We start from the raw sequence: 24,640 nt of genomic DNA on the forward strand, positions 1-24,640 counted from the left end.
CGGTCCGGACGGAGCGGTCGGGCAATCCAGTCACATCGGGGCAGTCGAGCGAATCGAGCGAATCAGACGAAGCGGGTGGATGGCGCAAGGCGGTCTCCTGTATACCGGCGCTGCACCGATTCTATTCCCGCGCGCCGGCGCCGGGAATATTTGGCGGCCCCCGCCGGTATGACAGGGGTGGGGGCGTGCGATGGCCATGCCCGCGACACCGACGGAGGCAATCATGGACGGAACATGGCGGCGGCGGGACATCCTGCGCCTGGCAGGCGCAGCCGGGGGCGCCGTCTTTGCATCGGCGCTGCCGGGCTGGGCGGCGGGGCGGGACGAGGAATTCGTGTTCGTGCAGCTATCGGACGCGCATTGGGGGTTCGAAGGGGCGCCGAATCCCGACGCGCGCGGGACGCTGCCCAAGGCGGTGGCGGCCGTCAATGCGCTGCCAACGCCACCCGACTTCATCATGTTCACCGGCGACCTGACCCACACCACCGACGACCCGAACGAGCGCCGTCGCCGCATGCGGGAGTTCCGCGACCTGATCGCGCCGCTGCGCGCGGGCAAGGTGTGGCTGATGCCGGGCGAGCACGACGCGAGCCTCGACGCCGGGGCCGCCTATCGCGAGCTGTTCGGTCCCACGCACTACACGTTCGATCACAAGGGGGTGCACTTCATCGTGCTGGACAACGTGTCGGACCCGGCCGGCCAGGTCGGCGAGACCCAGCGCGCGTGGCTGGCGGACGACCTGCGCAAGCAGTCGCGCGAGGCACGCATCGTGGTCTTCACGCATCGGCCCCTGTTCGATCTCTATCCGCAGTGGGACTGGGCCACGCGCGACGGCGAGGCCGTGGTGGCCCAGCTCATGCCGTACCGGCACGTCACCGTGTTCTACGGGCATATCCATCAGGAACACCACCACATGACCGGGCATATCGCCCATCACGCGGCGCGCTCGCTGATGTTTCCGCTGCCGCCGGCCGGCTCGCAGCCCAAGCGCGCGCCGGTGGCGTGGGATCCGGCCCAGCCCTATCGCGGGCTCGGCTGGCGCACGGTCAAGGCCACGCGCGCGCCGGATGCGTTCGGCCTGACCGAGCAACCGGTACAGCGCGATGCCTGAGGCGATGACCACCCCCCCGGCAAGCGGCCGCCGCACGGTATTGGGATGGATGCTGGCCGGCGCGCTGGCGGGGATGATCGCGCGCGGGGACGCGGCGCCCCCGCGTGTGATTCCGGTCCGGGCGCGCCGCTTCGTCTTCCTGCCCGACCGGATCGCCCTCAAGGCCGGCGAGACCGTGATCCTGGCGCTGACGGCCGAAGACATCATGATGGGCTTCGGCGCCCCGGACTTCCACGTCCGCGCCGACCTGCCGCCCGGCCGCACGGTGCAGGTCACCCTGACCGCCGGCAAACCCGGCACCTACCGCTTCCTGTGCGACATCTTCTGCGGCACCGGGCACGAGGACATGGGAGGGACGATCGAGGTGACGTAGGGGGAGCGCTTACTCCCGGTGAATCGCCAGCGGCCCGAACGACTGGGTGACCGGCATCACTTCCACGAAGTTGATGTTGACGCGCGCGGGCAGCGTGGCGGCCCAGAAGACGGTTTCGGCGATGTCGTCCGGCGTCAGGGCGTCCGCGCCTTCGTAGACCTTCTCCACGCGAGCCTGATCGCCGCTGAATCGCACCGACGAGAACTCGGTGCCGCCCACCAGACCCGGCGCCACGTCGGTCACGCGCACGCGGGTGCCTTGCAGGTCGGCGCGCAGGTTCAGCGAGAACTGGCGCACGAAGGCCTTGGTCGCGCCGTAGGCGTTGCCGCCCGGATAGGCGTAGGCGCCGGCCGTGGAGCCGATGTTGATCACGTGGCCACGGTTGCGCGACACCATGCCGGGCAGCACGGCGCGCGTCATATACATCAGGCCCTTCACGTTGGTGTCGACCATCGTGTCCCAGTTGTCCAGGTCAGCCTTCTGCGCCGGCTCCAGGCCCAGTGCCAGGCCGGCGTTGTTGACCAGCAGGTCGATCTCGGCGAACTCGGGCGGCAGCGCGGCCACGGCGGCGGCCACGGCTTCGCGGTCGCGGACATCGAGGATCAACGGCAGCACCTTGTCGCGGCCCAGCGCGTCGGCCAGCTCGGCCAGGCGGTCCGCGCGGCGTCCGGCGGCAATCACGCGATGGCCCGCCGTGGCGAAGCGTCGGGCAATGGCGGCGCCGAATCCTGAGGTGGCGCCGGTAACGAAAACGATCATCTTGCTCTCCAAACTGGGACGGGTTCGGGCACCGATACTACACCGGATCCCCGCGGGTTTCCCCCACTGCTGGGCGCGGGGCGCGGTGCGACAATCCAGCCGTGTCGCCGAGCTGGCGTCGTGGCGATGCCTCGATTGCAGTACCACCCCAGGGAGAACAACATGCACCGCCTTGCCACGCTTGCCGCCATCACCGCCGCCTTCGGCTGCGGCTACCTTGCCGCCCCGACGGCGCTGCCGCCGGCCCACGCGCAAACCCCGCCCGCCGCGCTGGCGCCGCAGATCATCAACCTGGCGGCGATGACCCCGGACGACATCGGGCCGCAAGTCCCCAACATGGGCACGCTGCGCACGAAGGGACTGGTGGCCACGCCACACGGGACCCTGGCCGTGCAGGCCGGCAATGTGCCGAAGCACTATCACACCAGCGCCGACGAGATCCAGTACATCATCGCCGGCAAGGGCACGCTCTGGCTGGGCAACGAGCAGCGCGAGATCGGCCCGGGCGACCTGATCGTGATTCCGAAGGGCACCGCGCACGCGGGATCGATCGCCACCAGCGGGGAATTCAAGGCGCTGGCCATCAAGCTGCCGCCGCAGGCCGCCGGGGATACGCACCTGCTGCCCTGATCCCCAGCGGCTGGTCGACCTAGACCGGCAGCCCCTTGGCCCGCAGCGCCGCGTCGAAGCGCTCGGGGTCCGAGGTGCCGGACGCGTTCTCCGCGCGGATCTTCGCTTCCTTGGCCAGATGGGCGCGGCAGCGTTCGAGCACCTGGGCAGCCTCGGCGGCCGGCACGGCAATCACGCCGTCCGCATCGCCGACGATCAGGTCACCCGGCAGCACGGCCAGCCCGGCGCAGGACACCGGCACGTTGATCTCGCCCGGACCATCCTTGCTGGGCCCCCGGTGGGTGTGGCCCCGGGCGAAGATCGGCATGCCGTCTTCGGCCCACTCGCACAAGTCCCGGACGGCACCGTCGATAACCAGCCCCCCGAGCTGCTTCGTGACGCACGTGGTGCGCATCAGGCCGCCGACCAGGGCCTGGGTGACATCGCCGCCGCCGTCGATGACCAGCACATCGCCGGGCTGCACCATCATCAGCGCCTTGTGGATCATCAGGTTGTCGCCGGGGCGCACGCGCACCGTCACCGCCGGGCCGCACAGCACAGTCTCCAGCCGGCGATGGTATTGGCGCAGGCCAAGCGTGCCGATGTTGCGGCTCATGGCGTCGCCGATGGCGGCGACGGGCATCTCGCGGAACGCAGCAACGATGCTGGCGGACGGGCCATCCGCACGGGGGTTGATGCGGTAGCCGGCAGGCCACTGCACGGGTGCTGGGGATTCGGACAGGCTCACGGGAGACTCCAGGAACAGGAAGGTAGAAAGGGGATCAGGCAAGGACCTGGGGATTGACGCACGCGGCACGGTCCACCGGGCTGCCATCCAGCCAGCCGAGCACGTTCTGTGCGGCGGCGCTCGCCATCGCGGCCAGTGCCGCCGGCGTCGATCCGCCGACATGCGGCGTCAGCACGACGTTCTTCAGCTCGGCCAGCGGGCTCCCGGCGGGCAAGGGTTCGACCGCCATGGTGTCGAGCCCGGCCGCAAACAGGCGGCCGTCCTGCAGCGCGGCCACCAGCGCGGTTTCATCCACCACTTCGCCGCGCGCCGTATTGATCAGGATAGCGCCCTTCGGCAGTTGGTCGAACGCGGCGTCGTCCAGCATGTTGCGCGTGTGGCGGTTAAGCGGGACGTGGAGGCTCAGCACGTGCGCCTGCGGCAGCAGGTCGGCCATCGACGGGAGCAACGCCACCCCATCGACGGGACTTTGACGGCCGGCCAGCGCCGGGTCGAAGGCCACCACCTGCATGCCCAGCGCCAGGCAGACCTTCGCCACGCGCTGGCCGACCTGGCCGAACCCGACCAGCCCGATGGCCTTGCCGAGCAGCTCCACGCCGTCCTGCGCGCGCGACCAGCGCCCGCTGTGCAGTTCGGCATCCATCCAGCCGATGCGCCGGGCCGCCGCGAACATCAGGCCCAGCGTCATCTCGGCGACCGACTGGGCGTTGGCGCCGGGCGTGACGTAGACCGGAATGCCGCGCGCGGTGGCCGCTTCCACATCGATACTGCTGACCCCCACGCCATGCTTCGAGATGACCTTGAGCGTGGGGCAGGCGGCGATGGCCTGCGCGGACAGCGTCACCGTGCGTGAGATGACGGCATCGACGGGCTCGGCGGCCATGATGCGCTCCACTTCCCCGGCATCGCCGGACGCGGACAGGTACAGCACGCGCGCGCCGGCGCGGGTCAGCAGGTCCACCCCGGCGGGGGCGAGCTTGGGAGCGGTGACGAGAATGGTGTGCATGGGTTTCAATCGAGCTTGATATTGGCTTCGCGGATCAACGCGCCCCACTTCTGGTGCTCGGCGCGCAGGTAGTCGCCAAACTGCTGGGGCGTGCTGCCCATCGGCGTACTGCCCTCGGCGGCGAGCTTGTCCTGCACCTCCTGGGTCTTGAGCGCCTTGCGCACTTCCGCGTTGATGCGGTCCACCACGGCCGGTGGCGTGCCGGCCGGCGCTACGAGGCCGGTCCAGGTGATGGCGTCGAAGCCGGGGTAGCCGGACTCCGCCACGGTCGGCACGCCGGCCAGTTGCGGCACGTTGCGCAGGCGCTGGGCGGAACTCACGGCCAGCGCGCGGACCTTCTGGTTCGTCAGTTGGGGCATCGCGGCGGCGGTATTGGCGAAGTTGAACTCCACCTGATTGCCGAGCAGATCCATCATGGCCGGGCTGGCGCCCTTGTACGGCACGTTGAGCATGCGGAAGCCCGCCTGCCGCTCCAGCAGTTCGCCGGCAAGGTGGGACACGGTGCCATTGCCGGGCGTGCCCATCCGCAGCGCCTCGGGCTTGGCCTTGGCGGCGGCCACGACGTCCTTCAGGGTCTTGAAGGGCGAGCTGGCGTTGACGAGCAGCACCACTGGCTGCGACGCCACCGTGGAGATCGGCGCGAAGTCTTTCAGGGGATCGAACGGCATCTTCGGGTACAGCGCCGGGTTGATCGCCAGATTCGCGGTCTGGCCGAGGCCGATCGTGTAGCCGTCCGCCGGCGCCTTGGCCACCGCGTCCATGCCGACATTGCCGCCCGCGCCGGGCCGGTTCTCGATCACCACGGTCCAGTGGGCCTGGGTGGCCATCTTCTCGGCGATCAACCGCGCGACCGCATCCGTGCCGCCGCCGGGCGGAAACGGCACCACGAGCCGGATCGGCTTGGCGGGCCAGGTGTCGGCGGCGCTCGCGGCACCGCTGCAGATAGCCAGCACGGCGGCGGCGGCCAGAAGGCGAAGGTTCAGCATCGTGTCTCCTTTCGTTATGGGCGCATTCTTGCCGTGCAGAAACATTCCGTCTATTTGATAATGTTCATGTTTTCATTCCCCGGAGTTATCGATGGACATCCAGCTCAGGGACCTGCGGTACTTCGAGGTCGTGGCCGAACTCGGTCACATTGGACAGGCAGCCGAAAAGCTGGGCCGCACCCAGCCGGCCCTGACCAAGGCGGTGCAGCGCCTGGAGGCGGCGTTCGGCAGTGAACTGTTCGAGCGCAAGGGGCGCGGCATCCGGCTGACGCCCGTGGGCGAGGTCCTGCTGGCGCGGGCCCGCATGCTGCGGGGCGCGACGGACGAGGCGCTGCGGGAAGTGGGCGATTTTGCGAAGGGCAACGCCGGGCACGTGCGGATCGGCAGCGGCCCGATCGCCGCCGAGCATGTCTTGCCCGAGATTTGCAGCCTGCTGCTGGAGGAGGCGCCGGCAACCACCATCGACATCACGGTGGCGCCCAGCCTGGTACTACGCGAGCGCCTGAAGGAAGGCACGCTCGACCTGCTGATCGGATTGATGCCGGAGCATGACGACGCGCTCGTCAGTCATGCGATCGTCGAAGACGTGGTGGTGGTGGCCGCCAGCCGGACGCATCCGGTGTTCCAGCTACCGCGCGTGACGCTCAAATCCCTGCTGGCCTGGCGCTGGGTCTTGCCCGCCGCGTCGATACCGAGCCGGCAATGGCTGGACGCGGCCTTCCAGTCGCACGACCTGCCCCGGCCCGCCACCCAGATCGACGCGAATTCCATCCCGCTGCTGCCCCGGCTGATCGCCAAGACCGAACTCCTGAGCTTCCTCTCCCGGCATACGCTGCACGAGCACAGGCACACCCTGCGCGAAGTGCCGCTGAAGGAAGCCACGCTGCGTCGCAGCCTGGGCGTGACGTACCGGCGGCAAGGCTACCTGTCGCCCGCCGCGCTACGGCTGATGGCGCTGCTGCAGGAGCGCGGCGAGGCACTGTTCCGCGCCGCGCCGGGGGATGCGGCCAAGCCGTAAGCAAATTGTATCCATGACAATTATTTGATTGTCCTGATGCAGCGGACTACGATGCCTCATCCTCCCAGCCCGGCTCCGGGCGTCGGGTGGCATCGCAAGGACGCGCATCACCATGGAACTGAACACCACCACCATCCTCGTCACCTTCGCCGGGGTTTTCCTGATCTGCTTCATGAAGGGGGCCTTCGGGGGCGGCTTTGCCATCGTCGGCATTCCGCTGCTGTCGCTGGTGATGGACCCGGTGACGGCGGGCGGACTGCTCGCCCCGCTGTTTATCGCGATGGACCTGTTCGGCCTGCGCTACTGGAAGCCCTCCACGTGGTCGAAACCTGACCTCCGGCTGCTGGTACCGGGGCTGGTGGTCGGCATTGGGGTCGGCTACGGGCTGTTCCGGGTGCTGGATCACCGTGCGATCGCCATCGTGATGGCCGTCATCACGCTGGCCTTCGTGGGCATATGGTTCCTGCGTGGCGGCGATGTCGTGGTGCAGCCGCGCTCCTCGCGCAAGGCCGTGGCCGCTGGCGTGACCTCGGGCATCACCACCATGGTCGCGCACTCCGGCGGGCCGCCGCTGGCGATGTACCTGTTGCCGCTCGGCCTGAGCAAGCAGGTCTATGCCGGCACGACCAGCATGTTCTTCACGGTCGGCAACATCATGAAGGCGGCGCCGTGGCTGTTCCTGGCCAGGCCGGTGGGCGCCGTCTGGACCTTGATGGCGATCTGCCTGCTGGCGATACCTGCCGGCGTCTGGCTCGGCTGGCGCCTGCATGCCCGGCTGGACCAGCGCCAGATGTACCGGGCCTGCTATGGGTTGCTGGTGGTGACCGCGATGAAGCTGCTGTGGGATGGCGCGTCCGGCTACCTGCTCTGACGCTCACCAGGACTGGTCGGCCACCACGCGCGCCACGGTTTCCAGCGCCTGCCTGAGCGTTGGCAGGCTGACGGAGCCGAGCGCGAGCCGGATGGCGTGGGGCACCTGCGCTGACGTGGCGAACGGATGGGCCGTCGATACGGCGATGCCCGCCTGCATCAGCGCCATCGCGATGGCATCCGCGCGCACTTCGGGGGGCAGCGGCACCCAGACAAAGTACGACGCGGGATGGCTGACCCGCTCCAGTCCGCCGAGCACTTCCGTGGCCAGGCGCTGGCGCAGCGCGGCATCCCGGCGTTTGTCGGCTTCGAGCCGGGCCACGGTGCCGTCTTCGATCCAGCCGCAGGCGATGGCCGTCAGGGTGGCTGGCGTATTCCAGGTGGTGGCGCGGATGGCCCGTTCGAGCTGGGGCACCCATTCGCGCGGCGCACTGACGAAACCGATGCGCAGCCCGGTGGCGACACTCTTCGACAAACTCGACACATAGACGGTAGCTTCCGGCGCCAGCGCGGCCAGCGGCGCGGGGGCCCCTTCGACGAGGAAGGCGTAGGCCGCATCCTCGATCAGCATCAGCCCATGCCGCCGGGCGATGGCGACCAGTTCGCGGCGTCGCGTGGCACTCATCACCCAGCCGAGCGGATTGTGCAGCGTCGGCATGGCGTACACGGCACGCACGCGCCGGCGGCGGCAGAGCGCCTCCAGGGCGTCGAGGTCGGGCCCGTGAGCGGTGACGGGAATCGGGACGAGTTCCAGCCGGCCAGTTTCGGCGGCGAGCTTGAAGCCCGGGTAGGTCAGGGCATCCACGGCCACCACGTCGCCGGGCTCCAGCAAGGCCATGGCGGTGAGCGTCAGCGCGTGTTGCGCGCCGCTCGTGAGCAAGACGGTTTCCGGGGTGGCCGGCACGCCGCGCCGGCCCAGATGGAGCGCCACGGTCGCGCGCTCGTGCTCGCGGCCGCCGTGGGGCTGGTAGCGCAGCAGCGCCTCAAGGTCTCCGGCGGCGGCCAGCTGGCGCAGCGCTGCCCGCAGCAGATCTGCCTGGCCCGGCAACGCCGGATTGTTGAAGCTCAGGTCGACCGTATCGGCGATCCAGGCAAGCAGATCCACGCCCTGCCCGCGCGGCAACGCCTCCTTGACGAAGGTGCCGCGACCGGCCTCCCCGCTTACCAGCCCCATCGATTGCAGTTCGGCGTAGACGCGCGTGGCCGTGACCAGCGCCAGCCCTTCACGCGCCGCGAGGTCGCGGTGCGTGGGCAGCCGCGTGCCGGGACGCAGCCGGCCCGCGCGGATATCGTCGGCAAGCCGGTCGACCAGTTGCTTGTAGCGGGGCTGGGGCATGACAGCGCGTGTCCATGACAATCATCGGAATGTCCCGATTATCCCCCCTGTGACTCACCGCCCGCCGGTGACATCGAGGAAGGTGCCGGTGCTGTAGGACGCGTCGGCGCTGGCCAGCCACAGGATCGCGCGGGCGACCTCTTCCGGCTGGCCGCCCCGGCCCATCGGGATCGAGTCCTTGACGCGATCCACCCGTCCCGGCTCGCCGCCGCTGGCGTGCATGTCGGTGTAGATGTGCCCGGGGCGGATGCAGTTGACGCGAATGCCCTCCCGCGCGACTTCCTTGGCGAAGCCGGTGGTGAAGGTCTCCAGGGCGCCCTTCGACGCCGCGTAGTCGACATATTCGTTCGGACTGCCGAGCCGGGCCGCGCCCGACGAGATATTGATGATCACGCCGCCCCGCCCGTTGTGACGATGGGACATGCGCCGGGCCGCCTGCTGGGCGCAGAGCATGGGGCCGATGGCGTTGACGGCGAAGATGCGCTGCATCCGCGCGAAATCGAGATCCTCCAGCCGGGACTGCCGCGCGAGGATGGCGGCGTTGTTCACCAGCACGTCGATCCGGCCGAACGTCCGGTCGATGGTGGCGAATAGCTGGGCAACCTGCTCGGGGTCCGCGCTGTCGGCGCGCACGGCCAAGGCCCGGCGGCCCAGCGCTTCCACATCGGCCACCACGGCCAGCGCGGCGGATTCGTTGGCGACGTAGCTGATCGCCACGTCGTAGCCCTGTGCGGCGGCCAGGCGCGCGGTGGCCGCGCCCACGCCACGGCTGCCCCCCGTGATCAAAATCAGCGGTGCCTGCGGAACGGTGTTCATCATCTGCGCATCTCGATGTGATAGTGGATTAACAATTATGAGGGGCTGTCAAAGCCCCAGGCAAACCGCGCCGGCTGCGACGACGATGCAGGCGAGCCAGCGCGTGCCGCTGACCGACTCCCGCAGGAAGACCCGCCCAATCAGGACCGCGAACACCACGCTGGTCTCGCGCAACGCCGAGACCGCGCCCATCGCGCCTGATTGCAGCGCCCAGATCACGATGCCATAGGCGGCAATCGACACCAGCCCGCCGACCAGCGACGAACCGACCGCCAGCGGCTCGGACCGTACCGGCGCCCACAGCGGCGCCAGCCCCCGCACCGCGACGAACAGGATCGGCATCAGCCAGTAGAACAGGAACATCCACGCGGTGTAGCTGAGCGCCTGCCCGCCGGACAACCTGACGCCGATGCCGTCGATCACGGTGTAGAGCGCAATCATCGCCCCGGTGGTCAGCGCGGCCAAGGCACCCGCGCGGGACGCGCGGTGCCCCTGCAGCGCGATCACGATGATGCCGCCCGAGACCATGGCGATGCCGAGCGCCCGCAAGGGGCCGATCGCCTCGTCGGCGAAGAGCGCCGCGCCAAGCGTGACCAGCAGCGGCGAGGAGCCCCGCGCGATGGGGTAGGCCAGCGCCAGGTCGTTGCGGCGATAGGACCGCACCAGACTCACGTTGTAGACGATATGCACGAGCCCCGACGCGACGATGTACGGCCAGGCGGCGCTGGCCGGCAAGGGGTTGCGCAGGACGACGAGCGTGGCGACGGCCGCGATGGCGATGCTCATCCACGTCATCGACAGGAACCGGTCGCGGTTGCCGTGCAGCATGGCGTTCCAGCTCGCGTGGAGCATGGCGGCGAGGAGCACGATACCGCCGGTATAGCTGAGCATTGGGGTGGGAGGGGAGCAGGAAATGCCCAAGAATATCTATCTTGAAGCGGCACGACAAACCAGATAAATTGCCACATCGCGTTAGAAAATCTATTGTCATGAAACGGGTATTGCCGCCGCTCAATGCCTTGCGGGCCTTCGAGGCCGCAGGCCGGCTGGGCAGCTTCAAGGAAGCCGCCGCTGCGCTGCACGTCACGCACGGGGCGGTGAGCCAGCAGGTGCGCCTGCTCGAGGAATGGCTCGGCGCCGCGCTGTTCGAGCGGCATAACCGCCGCGTGACGCTGACGCCGGCGGCGAAAGCCTATCTGGCGGAAATCGGCCCCTTGTTCGAACAGCTCGCGCAGGCTACCGCGCGCTACGGGGTGCCCGGCCCGGTCTCCCGGACCCTGTCCGTCAACGCGCCCGCGACCTTCACCCTGCGCTGGCTGGTGCCGAGACTGGCCAAATTCCGCGCCGAGCATCCCGATGTGGAGATCAAGGTGGAGACCTCGAACGGGCCACTGGAAAGCCTGAAGGACGACCACGACCTGATCATCCGAGGGGGTCCGGACACGTTCTACGGCTACGCGATGCGGCCATTCCTGACCGAGGAGCGGCTGCCGGTTTGTAGCCCGGCGCTGTTGCAGCGCCAGCCGCTCGGGGTGCCGGGCGACTTGCGCCACCACACCCTGCTGCATACCTCGAGCCTGCCGCGCCTTTGGCCGGACTGGCTGGCGAGCGCGCAGATCCCCGGGCTGAGCCCGGCCGCCACGTTGACCTTCGATCACTTCTTCCTGACCCTGCAGGCAGCCATCGACGGCATCGGCATCGCCATGGGGCCGACGTCGCTGGTCTCCGACGACCTCGCCGCCGGGCGGCTGGTCGCCCCATTCGCCGGCCCGCGCCTGCCGTCGCGCAGCTATTGCGCCTACGTGCCGGACGAGAAACGGGGCGATGAACTGGTCGGGCTGTTCCAGTCATGGCTGGAACGGGAGGGGATGTGATTCTGCGGCGATGTGCTACGGACCCATACGGATCTGGTATACCATCGCCCGCTAGTCCCCGCCTTCCCAAGACCCCGGCATGAAGTTCAAGGAAATCAGTGCGTTCCAGGCCGTGATGCGCTCCGGTTCGATGACCGCGGCGGCCACCGAGCTGTACACGTCGCAACCGAACGTGAGCCGGCTGATCGCGCAACTCGAATCGTCCACCGGACTGACGCTGTTCACGCGCAACGCCGGCCGCCTGATTCCCACCGAGGAGGGCCTGGCGTTCCTGCGCGAGGTGGAACGCGCCTTCGTGGGCCTCGACACGCTGAAGGACGCCGCCCGCAACATCCGCCAGTTCGGCAAGGGCCGGCTGCGCATCGCCGCAGTGCCCTCGCTCGCCATGACCGTGCTCCCGCTGGTGCTCCAGCGGTTCCATGCCGACTATCCCGGCGTCAACGTCGCCATGGAAACGGGCAGCACGCAGTTGGTGGCCGACAGCGTCGGCAGCCGCTACTGCGACCTCGGGCTGGTGTCGTTCCTGCCCCCCGCCGCCGTCACCGATGCCCAGCCCGTGGCCGAACTCGCGGGCTGTTGCGTGCTGCCGCCCGGCCATCGTCTGGCCAGTCTGGACGTCATCACGCCTGCCGACCTGGCCGGCGTGTCCTTTATCTCGATGAGTCACGGCGATGGCCTGCGCGCCGCCGTGGACGCCGCGTTCGCCGACGACGACCGGCGTGTGATGCACTTCGAAACCCCCTACGGGGCCACCATCTGCAAGATGGTCGGACTCGGGCTGGGCGTGGGCATCGTGAACCCGCTGGTGGCCCGCATGCACGCCGCCGAGGTGGTGGTCCGGCCATTCCGGCCGCGCATACCGTTCGTCAGCTACCTCCTTCTGGCCCGGAACCGGCCTGCCAACGTGCTGGCGGACCGCTTTATCGAGCGGCTGATGGAACTCATCGCTGCCGAAATGGCATCCCTGCCCCCGGGGCTATCAGGTTTTCGTATAGACGCCTGACAGACTCGTATTTGCGCGCGCGGCGCGCGCTCCGCATACTCGCTCGGACTGACACACCGCTGCCCATTGGGCTTTTTTGGGCTTCTTCGGCTGGTGGTTTCATGAAGCTTGCGAGTACCTGACATGATTTCTAGCAGGGCCCAAGGCCCGCAATCCCCCCACGGAAGGTGCTGCAGATGACCGCAGCCTCCACCTCCCGACTCCCCGTGTTCGACGTCACCGTGATTGGCGGCGGCCTGGTCGGCTCGGCCGTGGCCTACGGCCTGCGCAGCAGCGTGGGCACAATCGCCGTGCTCGACGAAGGCGATATCGCCCTGCGCGCCTCGCGCGGCAATTTCGGCCTGGTCTGGCTGCAGAGCAAGGGCTACGGCATGGGCGCCTACAGCCGCTGGACGCTGAACTCCACGCGGCTGTGGCCGAAACTGGCCGCCGGCCTGCTGCAGGAAACTGGCATCGACGTGGCCCTGGAGCAGAAAGGCGGTCTGACGCCGCTGATGGGCGACTACGAGGTCGAGGCGCGGCTGGCGTGGGTCAACACGCTGATGGCGCAGCCCGGTGTGGAGCCCTATGAATGGAAGCTGCTGGATCACCATCAGGCCGCTTCGCTCGTGCCCGGACTGGGCCCCGATGTCACCGGGGCGATCTGGACGCCGCACGATGGCATCGTCAATCCGCTCAAGCTGCTGCGCGCGTTCCATACCGCGTTCAGCACCAGCGGAGTCAATTACCTGCCGCACCACGGCGTCACGGACATCGTGCAGCAGCCCGGTGGCGACTTCGTGCTGACCACGCCGAACGGCACCGTGCGGGCGCGCAAGATCGTGCTGGCCGGCGGCCTGCGCAACGGCGACCTGGGCCGCATGGTGGGCATCGACCTGCCGATGGCCCCGCAGCGCGGCCAGATCCTGGTGCTCGAACGCACGCGCCGCCTGCTGGACACGCCCATGGTCACGCTGCGCCAGAACGACGAGGGTAGCTGGTTGGTCGGCGACTCCCAGGAAGAGGCGGGCTACGCCGAACAGGTCACCACGCTGCCGGTACTGGCCACGCTGGCCGACCGTGCCGTGCGCACCCTGCCCGCCCTGCGCGACGTGCGCGCGGTGCGCGCCTGGTCCGCCCTGCGCGTGCGCGCCAAGGACGGCTTCCCGGTCTACGAACAATCGGCGACGCATCCGGGCGCGTTCATCGTCACCTGCCATAGCGGCGTGACGCTGGCCGCCACGCACGCCATGAACCTCGCCCCCATGATCGCCGCAGGCGAGCTGCCACCCGAGCTGGCCACTTTTTCGACCCGGAGATTCCATGTTCAGACGCATTGACGCGGCCGTCCTGCAAGCGACGGATCGCAAAGTACGGGTCACCGTGGATGGCACCGCGCTGGAATGCCGGGAAGGCGACAGCGTGGCCGCGGCCCTGTTCGCCGCCGGCGTGCTGGCCTGCCGCGACACGGCCGTGTCCGGCGCCGCACGCGGCCCCTATTGCATGATGGGCATCTGCTACGACTGCCTGGTCCGCATCGACGGCCGGCCCAACCAGCAGGCCTGCATGGCGCGCGTGCACGATGGCATGACCGTGGAACGCCAGCACGGCGCACGCGAGGTGGCGGCATGAGCCTCGACATCGAGATCGACATCACTGCGTGCGACCTGCTCGTGGTCGGCGCCGGCCCTGCCGGGCTGGCCGGGGCCACCGAGGCTGCCGCGCTGGGCCTGTCGACGGTGCTGATCGACGAACAGCCGGCACCCGGCGGACAGATCTATCGCGCCATCAGCAGCACGCCGGTACAGAATCGCGCGATCCTGGGCGAAGACTACTGGCACGGCCAGAGCCTGCTGGAGCCGTTTGCCAACAGCGGTGCGCGCCATCTGTCGGCGGCAACTGTCTGGTCGATCAATGCGCGCGAGCCGCAGCCGGGTACGGAGGGCGATGGCCAACCCGCCGGCTTCGAGGTCGCCTATTCGGTGGCCCGGCCCGGTCAGGATCCGCAGGCCGCGCTGCTGCACTGCCGCCATCTCATCCTGGCCACCGGCGCGCAGGAGCGGCCCTTCCCGATTCCGGGCTGGACCTTGCCGGGCGTGATCACGGCCGGTGCCGCGCAGATCCTGCTGAAGACCTCGGGCGTGGTGCCCGAAGGGCGCACGGTGCTGGCGGGCGGCGGCCCCCTGCTCTACCTGCTCGCCTATCAATACCTGAATGCCGGCGTGAAGCTCGAGGCGATTCTCGAGACGACCGATAGCGGCCAATGGCGCAAGGCGCTGCCGCACGCCTGGGGTTTCCTTCGCTCGCCCTATCTGGCCAAGGGGCTGAAGCTGCTGCGCGCGGTCCGCAAGGCCGTGCCGATCGTGAGCGGCGTCACGGCGCTCGAGGCCATCGCCGGCGCCGGCGGTCAGGTCGCCGAACTGCGCTATCAGGCGGCGGGCCAGCGCCACAGCATGGCGATCGACCAGCTGCTGCTGCATCAGGGCGTGGTGCCGAATACCAACCTGTCGCGCGCCATTGGCGCCGAGCATGTCTGGAACGAGCGCCAGGACTGCTGGGAGCCGCAGGTGGATGCATGGGGCGCAACGTCGATGCCGCACGTGAGCATTGCCGGGGATGGCGCGGGCATCGCGGGCGCCGTGGCCGCCGAGCATCGGGGCCGCATCGCCGCCGTGCATGCCGCTGCCGCGCTGGGTCGCATCGACATCGCCACGCGCGACGGCAAGGCGGCACCGCATCACGCCGCGCTGGCACGCGCCACGCGAGGCCGCGAATTCTTCGAGGTGCTCTATCGCCCGCTGCCGCAGTTCCGCCGCCCCGTGGGCGACACCATCGTCTGCCGCTGCGAGGAAGCCACCGCCGAACAGGTGCGCCACGCGGCACGCATCGGCTGTCAGGGTCCGAACCAGTTGAAGGCGTTCCTGCGCTGCGGCATGGGGCCGTGCCAGGGACGACTCTGCGGGCTGACCGTGACCGAACTGATCGCCGACGAACAACAGCGCCATCCGCGTGATGTGGGCTATTACCGGCTGCGGTTTCCCACCAAGCCGGTGACGCTCGGCGAGATCGCCTCGCTGCCGCAGACCCGGGCGTCGCGGGACGCCGTGGTCCGCTTCAAGAAGTAAAGCGCAGTAGGCAGCAACATGAAAACAGAAGCGCGGACCGGGTCATGCATGGCATCCCGCGTCCCGCCAGTCGAACCAGCACAGCGACGACATCCTGAGAGCAATCCTCAACCCCCTTATCGAGAATCAATCATGGCGTTTTCCAAGATCGTCCCCGCTCTCGCCCTCGCGCTGGCCGCAGCCCAAGGCATGGCCCAGGACTTGCCACCGGGCCCGATGCGGATGTTGGTCGGCTTCGCGCCCGGCGGTGGCAACGATGTCATCGCCCGCACGGTCGCCACGCAGTTTCAGCTGAACACCAAGGTCACCATCGTGGTGGAGAACAAGCCGGGCGGCGGCAGCACCATCGCCACCGCCGAGATGGCGCGTGCCAAGCCGGATGGCTCGGTGCTGCTGCTGGGCTCCGTCGGCGGCCAGGCCATCGCACCGTCCATCTACAGCAAGCTGCCGTACGATCCCATCAAGGGCGTGCAGCCGGTGTCGCTGGTGGCCAAGTCCGCCAACGCGCTGGTCGTGAACAATGACCTGCCGGTCAAGAACGTGCAGGAGCTGCTCGCCTACGCCAAGGCCAATCCGGGCAAGCTCAATGTGACGTCGCCGGGCAATGGCACGATTTCGCACCTGTCGGCCGAACTGTTCAAGAGCATGGCTGGCGTCTCCATCACGCACATTCCGTATCGCGGCGATGCGCCGGCGATGCAGGACGTGATGGCGGGCCAGGCCCAGATGACGTTTGCGAGCCTGCCGTCGGCCAAGGCCGGCGCCGATTCCGGCAAGGTCCGCATCCTCGCCGTGACGAGCACCAAGCGCGTGGAAACCATGCCGAACGTGCCGACCATCGCCGAGTCCGGCGTACCCGGGTACGAAGTCGTGTCGTGGTACGGCGTTTTCACGACGGGCGGCACGCCGATGCCGACGGTGAACCGCCTCGCGCAGGAGATTGCCGCCGTGGTGGCGCAACCGTCGATCCGCGATTCGATCGCCAAACAGGGCATGGAGCCGAGCGCGCTGGGCCCAGTCGAGTTCACGCAACTGGTGAACCGCGACGCCCAGAAGTGGGACAAGGTCGTGAAGACCGTCGGCATCAAGCTGGACTGACCCCACGCGATACTTCAAGCAGGGCGAGCGTCGCGTCAGCGCTAGTTCGCCCTTACCGCAGGCGGCGGCGTCCACTTGCCGTTCAGCGCAACCGCTTCGGGCCAATAGGCGCGCACGTACAGCGAGAAGTCCTCGTCCTTCGGCGCAGGCAGCCAGTTGCTCTCCTTGTCAGCGCCGGGCGAGTCGGCCTGGATGTAGAGCGTGAGCGATCCGTCGGCACCGTACTTGAGGGCCTTGTTCTTCGTGCCGATGGAATAGCGCTTGAGCTTGTTCTCGGCAAAGAAGTGGTGCTGGTTGTAGAGCGTCAGCGACCAGAATCCCTGCACCGGGGGCTGCGCCCCCTTGGCAAAGGTCACCGTGTACTCGCCTCGGCCGTTCAGGCGGGCGCCGCTCGCATCCAGATCCTGATAGAAGTACTTGGTCTCTTTCTGCCGATTGACGAAGATGTTGGATTTCGCCGCCGCCGTGCGTGCAAAGTAATCCGTGCCAAAAGCTGCGCCGTTGCTGATGGTGCTCCAGTGGTCGGGCAGTTGCAGGCCGTAGTTGCGGAACTGGAAGAGCGGATCGACGATCTCGCTGTCTGCCTGCGCGGCGGCCTTGACCAGCATGTCCTTGACGCGCGGATCCTTTGCCGCAGCGTCTGCCAGCATCAGCGCCCGGGCGTACTTCGTCTCCTCGCCCGGCAGCGGCCTGGCGTCTTTGAGCACCAGCGGCAGCGTCGCCCAGAATGTCTCCGGCACCACCCATTTGGTCTCGGCGTCCCCCGCATTCTGATTGGGGAAATGCGGCAGCTTGGCCCAGTCCCGCGTCTGCATCTTGCCCGTGTATTCGGCCAACGGGTACAGGTTCACGCCTGCCAGCGATGCCTGCACGGCCTGCTTGTCAGCGGCGGTGTCATCCTGGAACACGCGCGGGATCACCACGCCGGTGTTGCTCCTGGCGCGAAACACCTTGGTGATGCCCTTCGGCACGCTGCCCTTCCAGTCGGGCCCCACCAGCAGGTAGAAGCCCGGTTTGGTGCCGTACATCTTGCCAAGCTCGGCAAAGCTGTCGGTACCCAGATCCACCACCTGATAAACCCAGAAGCGCTTGCCGAAGTCGGGCACCTGCACCACCACCGGGCTCTGGTCCAGCGCCAGCACGCTGAAGCCATAGACCACATCCTGGTTGGGGCACGCCACCATGCGCTCGTCCGGCGCGATGTAGTCGGTCAGCATCGACAGCCGGTTGGACGGTGCGATCGGCACCGTCCCGCCCATCAGCCCGGGTTGAGGCAGGTCCTTGAACGCCAGCCGGCGGTTGTAGACATTGGTCATCGGCCACGCCCAGAAGTAGATGTCGCGCGCCGCCATCTGCAGGTAGGCATCGGTCATCTTCATCCCCGCCACGGGCCCGGCCACCGCTCCGGGCACGTCTTGCGCGGCAAGGGCCATGGTGGGCGTCGCAGCGGCAGACGCCAGCGCCACGGCAACGAGCAAGGGGGACAGCGCAGCGGATGGCATGCGGATCATCGATGGGTTACTCATGTCGGTGAAAGGTCGTGCGTTGTGCCACCACGGTGGGCGGCTGCGCCGTCTACCTCAGCTTTTCCAGGTCGCCCGGTCGCCAGGTCTTGTCAAAGAATGGCTGGGTAGGGCCGTAGAGACGCAGGATCACGAAGTAGCCCTGCTTCGGCAGGGTCTTCAGCCAGTTCTTTCCTGTGCCTGGCGACGTCGGGCCGAAGTAGATATCGGTGGATCCGTCCGCATTTCGTACCGGCTGGTCCATGGTGTTGATCGACGGAAACGGTTGGCCGTTGTCCACGCCCGACGCGGTGATCGAGTCATAGATGGTCGCGGACCAGAACAGCGCCGCCGGCACGTCCTTGGGCAGCGTGAGCTTGTAGCGGTTGCTGCCGAATAGGAAGTTGCCCTTCGCATCGACAAAGGTGGCCGGATATTTCGCACCCACGTTGACCATGTTCACAGCCATGCCCGGACTGGCGGAATACGCATTGGTGAAGAAACCCGTGCGCGGATCGATGTAGTTGAAGGTCTCGGCGGTAAAGGTGGCGTTGCCGGGAAACACGTTCAGCCAGCGGCGGTCTTCGTACCAGACGCCGTTGGGCACGCCACGCTGCGGCGCGTACGAGATCGAGTGCCCCATCTTGGCGGCAGTGCGGGCTGCCTTGTCCAGCAGGTCGCGCGTGTGCGTGTCCGGTGCGAACGGCTTGCCCTTGATGATCCCGAGCGCTGCCAGCATCCCGCGCATCTCCATGTCGGCCGGATCGACATACTCGTTGTCGATAAAGCGCGACAGCATGTTGAATGCCTTGTCATCCGTTGGATACAGCATGTTTACCGGCACGCCCGACGCATTGGGGAACTGCATGGGCCGGGCGGAAGCCTCCTTGCCCAGCGGATAGATCCGGGTCTGCTCCATCACCTTTACCGGCGCATCCAGCTGGCGAGGATCCTTGAAAAATCCGCGCCAGAACACGAACACCCCATACGTGCGCGACCGCATCACGATATAGCCAGCCGGAATCTCGCCGCGATAGTCAGGCGGGAGCACAAGGTATTTGCCACCCCTGCCCTTGTCCGGCCCGGGCAGCCCCACATCGCCGCACCACTGACGGCCGTCGATTTCCCCCTCGGTGCAGATCGGGCGCTGGAAGAAGTCGTCGAGGATGCCTTGCAGTCCGGGCGGCACGTCGATCACCATCGGGCCGTCTTCCTTCAGGTCGAGGTAGCCCATGGCGTAGATCACATCCGAATTCGGCGTGGTGACCAGCGTCTTGGCATTCAGGCGGTCCTTCCAGATCGGCAGGACGTTATATCCCTTGCCGAAGGTCTTCTCGGAGCCTTCCTTCATGCCGAGCATATTGAGGGCAGGCAGCGCCCAGATATACGACTGCACGGCGCGCTGGAACGTCAATTCGTCCTGGAGCGTGGCAACGCCCTGCGGCGTCGGATAACCGTTGTGGAATGGCAGGTTCGCCAGGGCATCGTAGCGCGTTGCCTGCGCTATGGCGTGTCCGGCAACGAAGGCCGTCAAGGCGACTGCAACCCCGATAACTTGCCGCATCGCTTCTCCTAGGATCTGTGGGCGATTGACTACCGCAAGATCCTATCGGCCATCGGCGTGCCGCGTACTGCATGTTTTCGTTCGCTGATGTGAATCTTTTCGCCTGAAACGGCCACTTGACAGCCGTCCGCTGATCTACAGCAGACGCTCCGCCTCTTCCAATAGCGTCATGCGTGACAACATCGTGGCGCGCGCAAAGCGCACGAGCAGAAAGGTTCTCACCAGGCGGGGGTCGCCTGGAATGCTTGCGGTCAGGAATTCCAGGTCGTCGCCGGGCGCGGTGCTGTCATCGGGTTGAAGCACATTCATCCGGCTCAGCCGCATGCGCCGGCGCTCGATGAGGAGATAGGCGCCGGCGTTGGTGAGCGCTGCCTGCAGCCCTTCCATCTGGCGCTCCAGCGCATCGACTTGTCCCGCCGGCAGGGCGGTGTCGCCGTTGGCCGCATCGATCTGTGCGATCTGCGCGCGCAGGCGCTCCCGTTCCTCGGGGTCCGGCGAGACATCGCCGCCAAGCATCGAACGCATGCCCACCCCCTGGCGTTCCAGCAGCCGCAAGCGCTCGCTGAGCAACGCCATCTCCTGCAGGCGCTCATCTCGCCCAATGCCCCCCGCCGCCGCACTGGCAAGGCCCTGCAGCGCAAGCTGGTCCAGCATGCGCGCCTCGATCTCCCTGTACAGCCCGGCGTGGCTGTCACCGCATATCCGAATCTGATGATCGTTGAAGCTGACCGTGGTTTGCAGCACGTCCGAGCGCATGACGTCGCCCTCCAGGGCCACGCCCAAGGTGCGCCGCTCGACCATTTCCATGCCAAGCACCGCAAACGCCTCGTCTGTGCCAGGTGACGCATCGAAATAGTCGCGCAGATCGGCGGCGCGGCTGAAAGCCAGTGCGACGTCCTGACCAGTGCCAAAACACGCGTGGATGTACGGGTCCGTCCCCCACGTCTCCGGACTCGCTTCCCGTGGTGCGGGAATGCCGGCCACGACCGCGCGTACGTGGTCGAGCGCGATGCGGATCGAGGGGGCCAGCCGCCGGGCATAGCGGGGCAATAGCCGTAGGCGGGGACTTAGCCGGGTAATGCGCTCGGCCAGTTCCGCCACCTCCCGCCGGTTGTCCGCCTGCCCATCGGGGCCGCGGCGGCGGCGCCAGTTCAGAATGCCCATCACCATGCTCCGTTCAGGCGCGCAATATGACCTTCAGCCGCTACCCGTTGCGAGTCCGACACCGTCATGCAATCAGAAGCGCCTCGTATTCCGCCCGAAACTGTTGCAGCGAGCTTTCCACCACCGTCACGGCGCCATCGATCAGACCGCAACGGCCGCTGCCGGGCAGGATGCGACACAGGTTCTCCAGCGCTTCCAGATCGGCACGTACGCCATGGCCCGTGTCGATCCGGCCGAGCAATCGCATCATCTGGAAGGTGCCACCCTTGCAGGGCGGACACTGTCCGCATGAGCCCTGGGCGAAGAAGCTCACGTACTCGGAGACCTTGCGGACGATGCTGGTGCCTTCGGACACGACGATCATGGCACCGGTGCCCAGACGCGAACGCCGTTGACGCACGGAGTCAAAATCGAGTGCCACATCGAGATCACGCTTCGTCAGCAAGGTATTGGACGGGCCGCCGGTAAAGACCGCCTTGAACTCCTTGCCCTGGAGCATGCCACCGCCATGCGCGAACACCAGGGCCTCCAGGCGCGTGCCCATCGGCAATTCATACAAGCCAGGACGCAGGACGTCGCCCGAAAGCGAATAGAGCTTGGTTCCGGCAGCATTCCCGATGCCAAGACCGCGATACCACTGCGCACCGTTGCGCAGAATGCCCGGTACGTGCGCCAGGGTCTCGGTGTTGTTCACGATCGTCGGTGAGCCATGCACGCCGTGCTCGGCGGGAAAGGGCGGCTTGCGTCTCGGGAACGGGAATCCGCCCTCGACACTCGCGATCACCGCCGTCTCCTCCCCGCCGATATACAAGCCAGAGCTGGGGATCACGTCAAGCGACAGCGGGCCGCCAATCAGACGAACGAGTTCCGCAAACAGGGCGTGCCCCCGCCACTGCTCCACCGCCTGCCGCACCATATTGAGGGCCAACGGTTGATGCGGATTAACGTACAGCACGACATGATTGGCATGGGTCGCCGCTGCGGCGATGAGCGCCCCCTCGATGACCTGGTGCGGCGTGTGCTCCAGCAGATAGCGGTCCTTGAACGTACCGGGCTCGTCTTCGTTGCCGTTGCAGATGATGTATTTGTCGCCTGCAGCGGCGGCAGCAACCGGTGCCCATTTGCGATGCGTCGCGAATCCGGCACCGCCCATCCCACGCAGGTCCGCTTGTTCGATTTCGGCGAGGATGGCGAGCGGATCGCGCAGGGCCTTGGCCAGCCCCTCTCCGCCGCCGCATGCGAGCCAGGCGTCCAGGTCTGCGCCGACCCGGATATCGTCCCTCAGGAGAACCTGATTCAGCTTGTGCATCGCGCGCTCCGTGGGTCGCTCATCGGACGCCGCCGCCCGCGCCGCCCCACTTGCCCCGGCGCAACGCTGCATCGACCCGCAAGTCGAAATGGGCATAGCCGGGGAAGAGTTGCGGTGCCTTGACATGCAAGGGTAGCCCCGCCAGCGTCAATTGCCGCTGCCAGGCGTGCACATGGCCGATGCCTGCGCGGCCGGCCATGGCACCCGCGCCAGACTCCGCTGCCTTGGCGCCGGCACGCCGCCCCATGCTCAGGATGTCGAGCAGCGCGTTTCCCATCAGGCGGTTACGCCCGTGAATGCCCCCCGTGACCTCGCCGACGCAAAACAGGCCGGGCACGCTCGTGGCACCGTCCTTGTCGATCGCCACGCCTCCGTTCTGGTAGTGGAGGGTCGGATAAACGAGGAAGGGCTCCACTGCCGCATCGTGACCGCACTTCCGCGCGAGATGGCGCAGCGTCACGAGGCGCTTGGCCAGAATGCCGGGGTTCTCCATTTCCAGCGTCGGCGTGTCGAGGAAGACGCCGGTCTGGCCGTCCCGGTCTATGCCACGCCCCTGCGCGCATTCGCGCAGAATCGCCGAGGCCACGACGTCCCGAGGCTTGAGTTCGTCCACGAAGCGCTCGCCCTCGCCATTGATCAGCTTGGCACCGGCCGAACGCGCCGCTTCCGAAATGAGTCCACCTGCCAGGTGCGCCGGATAGGCGATGCCGGTGGGGTGATACTGGAACGAGTCGAGTTCGCGCAGGTGTGCCCCGATCCGATAGGCCAGCACCAGGCCGTCCGCGGTGGCGCCGTAGTGGTTGGATGTCGGAAAAGCATTCAGGTGCAGCCGCCCCGCCCCGCCGGTGGCGAGAATCACGGCACGCGCGCGCACCAGCACATAGGTACGCGACTCCAGGTTATAGATCACGGCCCCGGCGCAGCGGCCCCGCTCGTCGGACAGCAGTTCGACCGCCGGGCAGCGGTTCCACACCTCGACTGCGGGATCGAGGTCCACCGCCTCGCGCAGCACGCGCGTCATCTCCAGGCCGGTGTAGTCCCGATAGGACAGGATGCGCGCCGCCGAAGCGCCACCGGGCTTCTTGCGCAGAAGGTTGCCGCCCATGGGCCGGCCTTCCTCCAGGTCGAACATCACGCCAAGCTGGATCAGCCAGCGAATGACGTCGGGGCCATCCATCACCATCTGCGCCACGAGTTCTGGCTCGCCGCAGAAGTGTCCGGCGCGCAGGGTGTCCTCGAAGTGCAACTGGGGACTGTCGTCCTCGCCGACGGCCGCCTGAATCCCGCCTTCGGCCATGACGGTGTTGCTGTCACCCAGGCGCAGCTTGGTGGCGAGGATCACCTGCGCGCCTTGCTTTGCTGCAATGAGCGCCGCCGCGCAGCCGCCACCGCCGCCGCCGATGATCAGGACGTCGGTGCTGATCACTTGCGCGCCGGCGATGTCGATATCGTCGATCAGCGCATTGGCCTGGAGATAGCGTGCGAGATCCGGCTGACAGGGGTCCCCCTGGTTCACGCCGATGCTCAGCGCCACACGCGCATTGAGCCCATGGTCGGGGTGATAGCCCTTGAGAAGCTCGTCGACAGAAGTGTCGTCGCTGCGGACCGTTGGTACCGCACCGGGCCGGTAGCGCTTGCGCGCGTCTTCGAAGGGAATGCCAGCGGGCATCGTTGTGGTTCCGATCAGCGTGGCAGCTGCGCGCCAGGCGCGTCGAAATCGATCTTCATTTCGCCGCGCTCGATCTGCTGCAGCCGGCGCATCAGGTTCGCCGGACGCAGCGACTGTGACGCGATCATCCGCCGCACGAACAGGCCGAGATGGTTGGGCCGGATATGCTCGGGGCAGGCCAGCGTGCAGAGGTTGCACATGACACACTCGTCGAAGACATCGCTCGACTCAGCCAGTTCGCCCGCCACGGCGAGATTGACGCCGCGCTGGACGTCGAGACCCTTCGGGCAGGCGCGATCGCAGCCGCTGCAGTGACGACAATGGGAGGCTTCCGGGAATATTTCAGAGAGGGTGCGCAGCGCCTGCCAGCTGTCGCCGATTTCGTCCAGGCGATACCTGTGGCGAGACGAGACGGTGAAGTAATCCAGGAAGGCCACCTGCATGCCCGCTTCGACCAGCGTCTCGCATCCGAGGGCCGTCTTCACCTCCTGCTCGCCGCTGTGCCGCACCATGACGCGGCACGAACCGCAGACCCCCTGCCCCATGCAGCCAACGCCCTCGACCAGCGTCTCGCCTGCGTAGAGGAAGGCCTGCAGGATGGAGCAGTTGGCCGGCGCCTGGACCTGATGGCCGTCGATGCTCAAGCGTACCAGTCCCATCGGGTTGCACTCCGTCGTTCGCGGCGCCAACGCCACACTGGCGCTTCTATCGAAAAGGTCAT

The 24,640-nt window shown here is 67.5% G+C and carries 24 protein-coding genes; 11 read left to right on the forward strand and 13 right to left on the reverse strand.

All coding sequences use genetic code 11. The annotated features are described in order from the left end of the window. Positions 1–223 precede the first annotated feature (223 nt). A complete protein-coding gene (locus AC1DEL_RS13825) occupies positions 224–1,111 on the forward strand; it encodes a metallophosphoesterase family protein (RefSeq protein ID WP_441644472.1) in 888 nt (295 codons plus the stop codon). 4 nt (positions 1,112–1,115) lie between these two features. After that, positions 1,116–1,484: a cupredoxin domain-containing protein gene (locus AC1DEL_RS13830; protein ID WP_477125351.1), complete on the forward strand. Its 369-nt coding sequence runs from the start codon at positions 1,116–1,118 to the stop codon at positions 1,482–1,484. A 9-nt stretch (positions 1,485–1,493) separates the two neighbouring features. Here the strand turns inward: AC1DEL_RS13830 and ydfG are convergent, their stop codons facing one another. Next, positions 1,494–2,243: a bifunctional NADP-dependent 3-hydroxy acid dehydrogenase/3-hydroxypropionate dehydrogenase YdfG gene (gene ydfG / locus AC1DEL_RS13835; protein WP_092295714.1), complete on the reverse strand. Its 750-nt coding sequence runs from the start codon at positions 2,241–2,243 to the stop codon at positions 1,494–1,496. Positions 2,244–2,405: 162 nt separating this feature from the next. Between ydfG and AC1DEL_RS13840 the strand changes: the two genes are divergently transcribed. Next, entirely contained in the window at positions 2,406–2,873 is a 468-nt protein-coding gene (locus tag AC1DEL_RS13840) for a cupin domain-containing protein (protein WP_092295717.1), read from the forward strand. Between the two features lie 19 nt (positions 2,874–2,892). Here the strand turns inward: AC1DEL_RS13840 and AC1DEL_RS13845 are convergent, their stop codons facing one another. From AC1DEL_RS13845 to AC1DEL_RS13855, 3 genes are read right to left on the reverse strand one after another with little or no spacing between them, the layout of a single operon-like run. Next, the gene (locus AC1DEL_RS13845) at positions 2,893–3,594 is read right to left on the reverse strand and encodes an RraA family protein (RefSeq protein ID WP_255370865.1); all 702 of its coding nucleotides are present in this window, start codon (positions 3,592–3,594) and stop codon (positions 2,893–2,895) included. A gap of 40 nt (positions 3,595–3,634) precedes the next feature. Next, on the reverse strand, positions 3,635–4,606 hold the full coding sequence (locus AC1DEL_RS13850) for a hydroxyacid dehydrogenase (protein WP_477125350.1): 972 nt from the start codon (positions 4,604–4,606) through the stop codon (positions 3,635–3,637). 5 nt (positions 4,607–4,611) lie between these two features. Continuing rightward, positions 4,612–5,592 (reverse strand): Bug family tripartite tricarboxylate transporter substrate binding protein, encoded by a 981-nt coding sequence (locus AC1DEL_RS13855; RefSeq protein ID WP_092295727.1) that lies wholly within the window; start codon positions 5,590–5,592, stop codon positions 4,612–4,614. Between the two features lie 91 nt (positions 5,593–5,683). Between AC1DEL_RS13855 and AC1DEL_RS13860 the strand changes: the two genes are divergently transcribed. Both AC1DEL_RS13860 and AC1DEL_RS13865 read left to right on the forward strand, forming a co-directional pair. Beyond that, positions 5,684–6,610 carry a LysR family transcriptional regulator gene (locus AC1DEL_RS13860; protein ID WP_092295730.1) on the forward strand — a complete coding sequence of 309 codons (927 nt, stop codon included), beginning with the start codon at positions 5,684–5,686 and terminating at the stop codon, positions 6,608–6,610. Between the two features lie 112 nt (positions 6,611–6,722). Further along, a complete protein-coding gene (locus AC1DEL_RS13865; RefSeq protein ID WP_477125349.1) occupies positions 6,723–7,481 on the forward strand; it encodes a sulfite exporter TauE/SafE family protein in 759 nt (252 codons plus the stop codon). Between the two features lie 3 nt (positions 7,482–7,484). Here the strand turns inward: AC1DEL_RS13865 and AC1DEL_RS13870 are convergent, their stop codons facing one another. From AC1DEL_RS13870 to AC1DEL_RS13880, 3 genes are read right to left on the reverse strand one after another with little or no spacing between them, the layout of a single operon-like run. Further along, positions 7,485–8,816 carry an aminotransferase-like domain-containing protein gene (locus AC1DEL_RS13870; protein ID WP_477125348.1) on the reverse strand — a complete coding sequence of 444 codons (1,332 nt, stop codon included), beginning with the start codon at positions 8,814–8,816 and terminating at the stop codon, positions 7,485–7,487. A gap of 54 nt (positions 8,817–8,870) precedes the next feature. Next, a complete protein-coding gene (locus tag AC1DEL_RS13875) occupies positions 8,871–9,632 on the reverse strand; it encodes an SDR family oxidoreductase (protein WP_092296212.1) in 762 nt (253 codons plus the stop codon). 48 nt (positions 9,633–9,680) lie between these two features. Continuing rightward, positions 9,681–10,523, reverse strand: a complete 843-nt coding sequence (locus AC1DEL_RS13880) for a DMT family transporter (RefSeq protein WP_092295739.1) — start codon at positions 10,521–10,523, stop codon at positions 9,681–9,683. 98 nt (positions 10,524–10,621) lie between these two features. On the opposite strand from AC1DEL_RS13880, the gene gcvA reads away from it, so the two are divergent. From gcvA to AC1DEL_RS13910, 6 genes are all read left to right on the forward strand, one after another. After that, positions 10,622–11,506 (forward strand): transcriptional regulator GcvA, encoded by an 885-nt coding sequence (gene gcvA, locus AC1DEL_RS13885; RefSeq protein WP_441592621.1) that lies wholly within the window; start codon positions 10,622–10,624, stop codon positions 11,504–11,506. A 79-nt stretch (positions 11,507–11,585) separates the two neighbouring features. After that, positions 11,586–12,509 (forward strand): LysR substrate-binding domain-containing protein, encoded by a 924-nt coding sequence (locus AC1DEL_RS13890; protein WP_477125347.1) that lies wholly within the window; start codon positions 11,586–11,588, stop codon positions 12,507–12,509. Positions 12,510–12,685: 176 nt separating this feature from the next. Next, positions 12,686–13,828: an NAD(P)/FAD-dependent oxidoreductase gene (locus tag AC1DEL_RS13895; RefSeq protein WP_477125346.1), complete on the forward strand. Its 1,143-nt coding sequence runs from the start codon at positions 12,686–12,688 to the stop codon at positions 13,826–13,828. Then, the gene (locus AC1DEL_RS13900) at positions 13,812–14,120 is read left to right on the forward strand and encodes a (2Fe-2S)-binding protein (RefSeq protein ID WP_218158036.1); all 309 of its coding nucleotides are present in this window, start codon (positions 13,812–13,814) and stop codon (positions 14,118–14,120) included. The genes AC1DEL_RS13895 and AC1DEL_RS13900 overlap by 17 nt, the downstream gene beginning before the upstream one ends. After that, a complete protein-coding gene (locus AC1DEL_RS13905; RefSeq protein WP_477125345.1) occupies positions 14,117–15,613 on the forward strand; it encodes an FAD-dependent oxidoreductase in 1,497 nt (498 codons plus the stop codon). Before AC1DEL_RS13900 ends, AC1DEL_RS13905 begins: the two co-directional genes overlap by 4 nt. 132 nt (positions 15,614–15,745) lie before the next feature. Further along, positions 15,746–16,711 carry a Bug family tripartite tricarboxylate transporter substrate binding protein gene (locus tag AC1DEL_RS13910; protein WP_441592623.1) on the forward strand — a complete coding sequence of 322 codons (966 nt, stop codon included), beginning with the start codon at positions 15,746–15,748 and terminating at the stop codon, positions 16,709–16,711. 41 nt (positions 16,712–16,752) lie between these two features. Here the strand turns inward: AC1DEL_RS13910 and AC1DEL_RS13915 are convergent, their stop codons facing one another. The 6 genes from AC1DEL_RS13915 to AC1DEL_RS13940 all read right to left on the reverse strand — a co-directional run bounded on the left by AC1DEL_RS13915 (position 16,753) and on the right by AC1DEL_RS13940 (position 24,572). After that, positions 16,753–18,237, reverse strand: coding sequence for a DUF1254 domain-containing protein (locus AC1DEL_RS13915; protein WP_477125344.1), 1,485 nt, complete (start codon positions 18,235–18,237; stop codon positions 16,753–16,755). 49 nt (positions 18,238–18,286) lie between these two features. After that, positions 18,287–19,777, reverse strand: coding sequence for a DUF1254 domain-containing protein (locus AC1DEL_RS13920; RefSeq protein WP_477125343.1), 1,491 nt, complete (start codon positions 19,775–19,777; stop codon positions 18,287–18,289). 135 nt (positions 19,778–19,912) lie between these two features. Continuing rightward, the gene (locus AC1DEL_RS13925; protein WP_092296221.1) at positions 19,913–20,941 is read right to left on the reverse strand and encodes a hypothetical protein; all 1,029 of its coding nucleotides are present in this window, start codon (positions 20,939–20,941) and stop codon (positions 19,913–19,915) included. A 64-nt stretch (positions 20,942–21,005) separates the two neighbouring features. Beyond that, positions 21,006–22,250, reverse strand: a complete 1,245-nt coding sequence (locus AC1DEL_RS13930; protein WP_477125342.1) for a complex I 51 kDa subunit family protein — start codon at positions 22,248–22,250, stop codon at positions 21,006–21,008. A gap of 19 nt (positions 22,251–22,269) precedes the next feature. After that, complete coding sequence (locus tag AC1DEL_RS13935; RefSeq protein ID WP_477125341.1) at positions 22,270–23,919, reverse strand: FAD-binding protein; 1,650 nt, start codon at positions 23,917–23,919, stop codon at positions 22,270–22,272. A 14-nt stretch (positions 23,920–23,933) separates the two neighbouring features. Next, positions 23,934–24,572 (reverse strand): 4Fe-4S dicluster domain-containing protein, encoded by a 639-nt coding sequence (locus tag AC1DEL_RS13940; RefSeq protein ID WP_477125422.1) that lies wholly within the window; start codon positions 24,570–24,572, stop codon positions 23,934–23,936. Positions 24,573–24,640 lie beyond the last annotated feature (68 nt).

This window comes from Cupriavidus sp. 10L43_2, assembly GCF_056395265.1.

Bases quoted from the DNA above. Each gene is read 5' to 3' on its own strand.
- AC1DEL_RS13825 (WP_441644472.1), top strand. From the start codon at position 224: ATGGACGGAACATGGCGGCGGCGGGACATCCTGCGCCTGGCAGGCGCA.
- AC1DEL_RS13830 (WP_477125351.1), top strand. From the start codon at position 1,116: ATGACCACCCCCCCGGCAAGCGGCCGCCGCACGGTATTGGGATGGATG.
- ydfG (WP_092295714.1), bottom strand. From the start codon at position 2,243: ATGATCGTTTTCGTTACCGGCGCCACCTCAGGATTCGGCGCCGCCATT.
- AC1DEL_RS13840 (WP_092295717.1), top strand. From the start codon at position 2,406: ATGCACCGCCTTGCCACGCTTGCCGCCATCACCGCCGCCTTCGGCTGC.
- AC1DEL_RS13850 (WP_477125350.1), bottom strand. From the start codon at position 4,606: ATGCACACCATTCTCGTCACCGCTCCCAAGCTCGCCCCCGCCGGGGTG.
- AC1DEL_RS13855 (WP_092295727.1), bottom strand. From the start codon at position 5,592: ATGCTGAACCTTCGCCTTCTGGCCGCCGCCGCCGTGCTGGCTATCTGC.
- AC1DEL_RS13860 (WP_092295730.1), top strand. From the start codon at position 5,684: ATGGACATCCAGCTCAGGGACCTGCGGTACTTCGAGGTCGTGGCCGAA.
- AC1DEL_RS13865 (WP_477125349.1), top strand. From the start codon at position 6,723: ATGGAACTGAACACCACCACCATCCTCGTCACCTTCGCCGGGGTTTTC.
- AC1DEL_RS13870 (WP_477125348.1), bottom strand. From the start codon at position 8,816: ATGCCCCAGCCCCGCTACAAGCAACTGGTCGACCGGCTTGCCGACGAT.
- AC1DEL_RS13875 (WP_092296212.1), bottom strand. From the start codon at position 9,632: ATGAACACCGTTCCGCAGGCACCGCTGATTTTGATCACGGGGGGCAGC.
- AC1DEL_RS13880 (WP_092295739.1), bottom strand. From the start codon at position 10,523: ATGCTCAGCTATACCGGCGGTATCGTGCTCCTCGCCGCCATGCTCCAC.
- gcvA (WP_441592621.1), top strand. From the start codon at position 10,622: ATGAAACGGGTATTGCCGCCGCTCAATGCCTTGCGGGCCTTCGAGGCC.
- AC1DEL_RS13890 (WP_477125347.1), top strand. From the start codon at position 11,586: ATGAAGTTCAAGGAAATCAGTGCGTTCCAGGCCGTGATGCGCTCCGGT.
- AC1DEL_RS13895 (WP_477125346.1), top strand. From the start codon at position 12,686: ATGACCGCAGCCTCCACCTCCCGACTCCCCGTGTTCGACGTCACCGTG.
- AC1DEL_RS13900 (WP_218158036.1), top strand. From the start codon at position 13,812: ATGTTCAGACGCATTGACGCGGCCGTCCTGCAAGCGACGGATCGCAAA.
- AC1DEL_RS13905 (WP_477125345.1), top strand. From the start codon at position 14,117: ATGAGCCTCGACATCGAGATCGACATCACTGCGTGCGACCTGCTCGTG.
- AC1DEL_RS13910 (WP_441592623.1), top strand. From the start codon at position 15,746: ATGGCGTTTTCCAAGATCGTCCCCGCTCTCGCCCTCGCGCTGGCCGCA.
- AC1DEL_RS13915 (WP_477125344.1), bottom strand. From the start codon at position 18,237: ATGAGTAACCCATCGATGATCCGCATGCCATCCGCTGCGCTGTCCCCC.
- AC1DEL_RS13920 (WP_477125343.1), bottom strand. From the start codon at position 19,777: ATGCGGCAAGTTATCGGGGTTGCAGTCGCCTTGACGGCCTTCGTTGCC.
- AC1DEL_RS13925 (WP_092296221.1), bottom strand. From the start codon at position 20,941: ATGGGCATTCTGAACTGGCGCCGCCGCCGCGGCCCCGATGGGCAGGCG.
- AC1DEL_RS13930 (WP_477125342.1), bottom strand. From the start codon at position 22,250: ATGCACAAGCTGAATCAGGTTCTCCTGAGGGACGATATCCGGGTCGGC.
- AC1DEL_RS13935 (WP_477125341.1), bottom strand. From the start codon at position 23,919: ATGCCCGCTGGCATTCCCTTCGAAGACGCGCGCAAGCGCTACCGGCCC.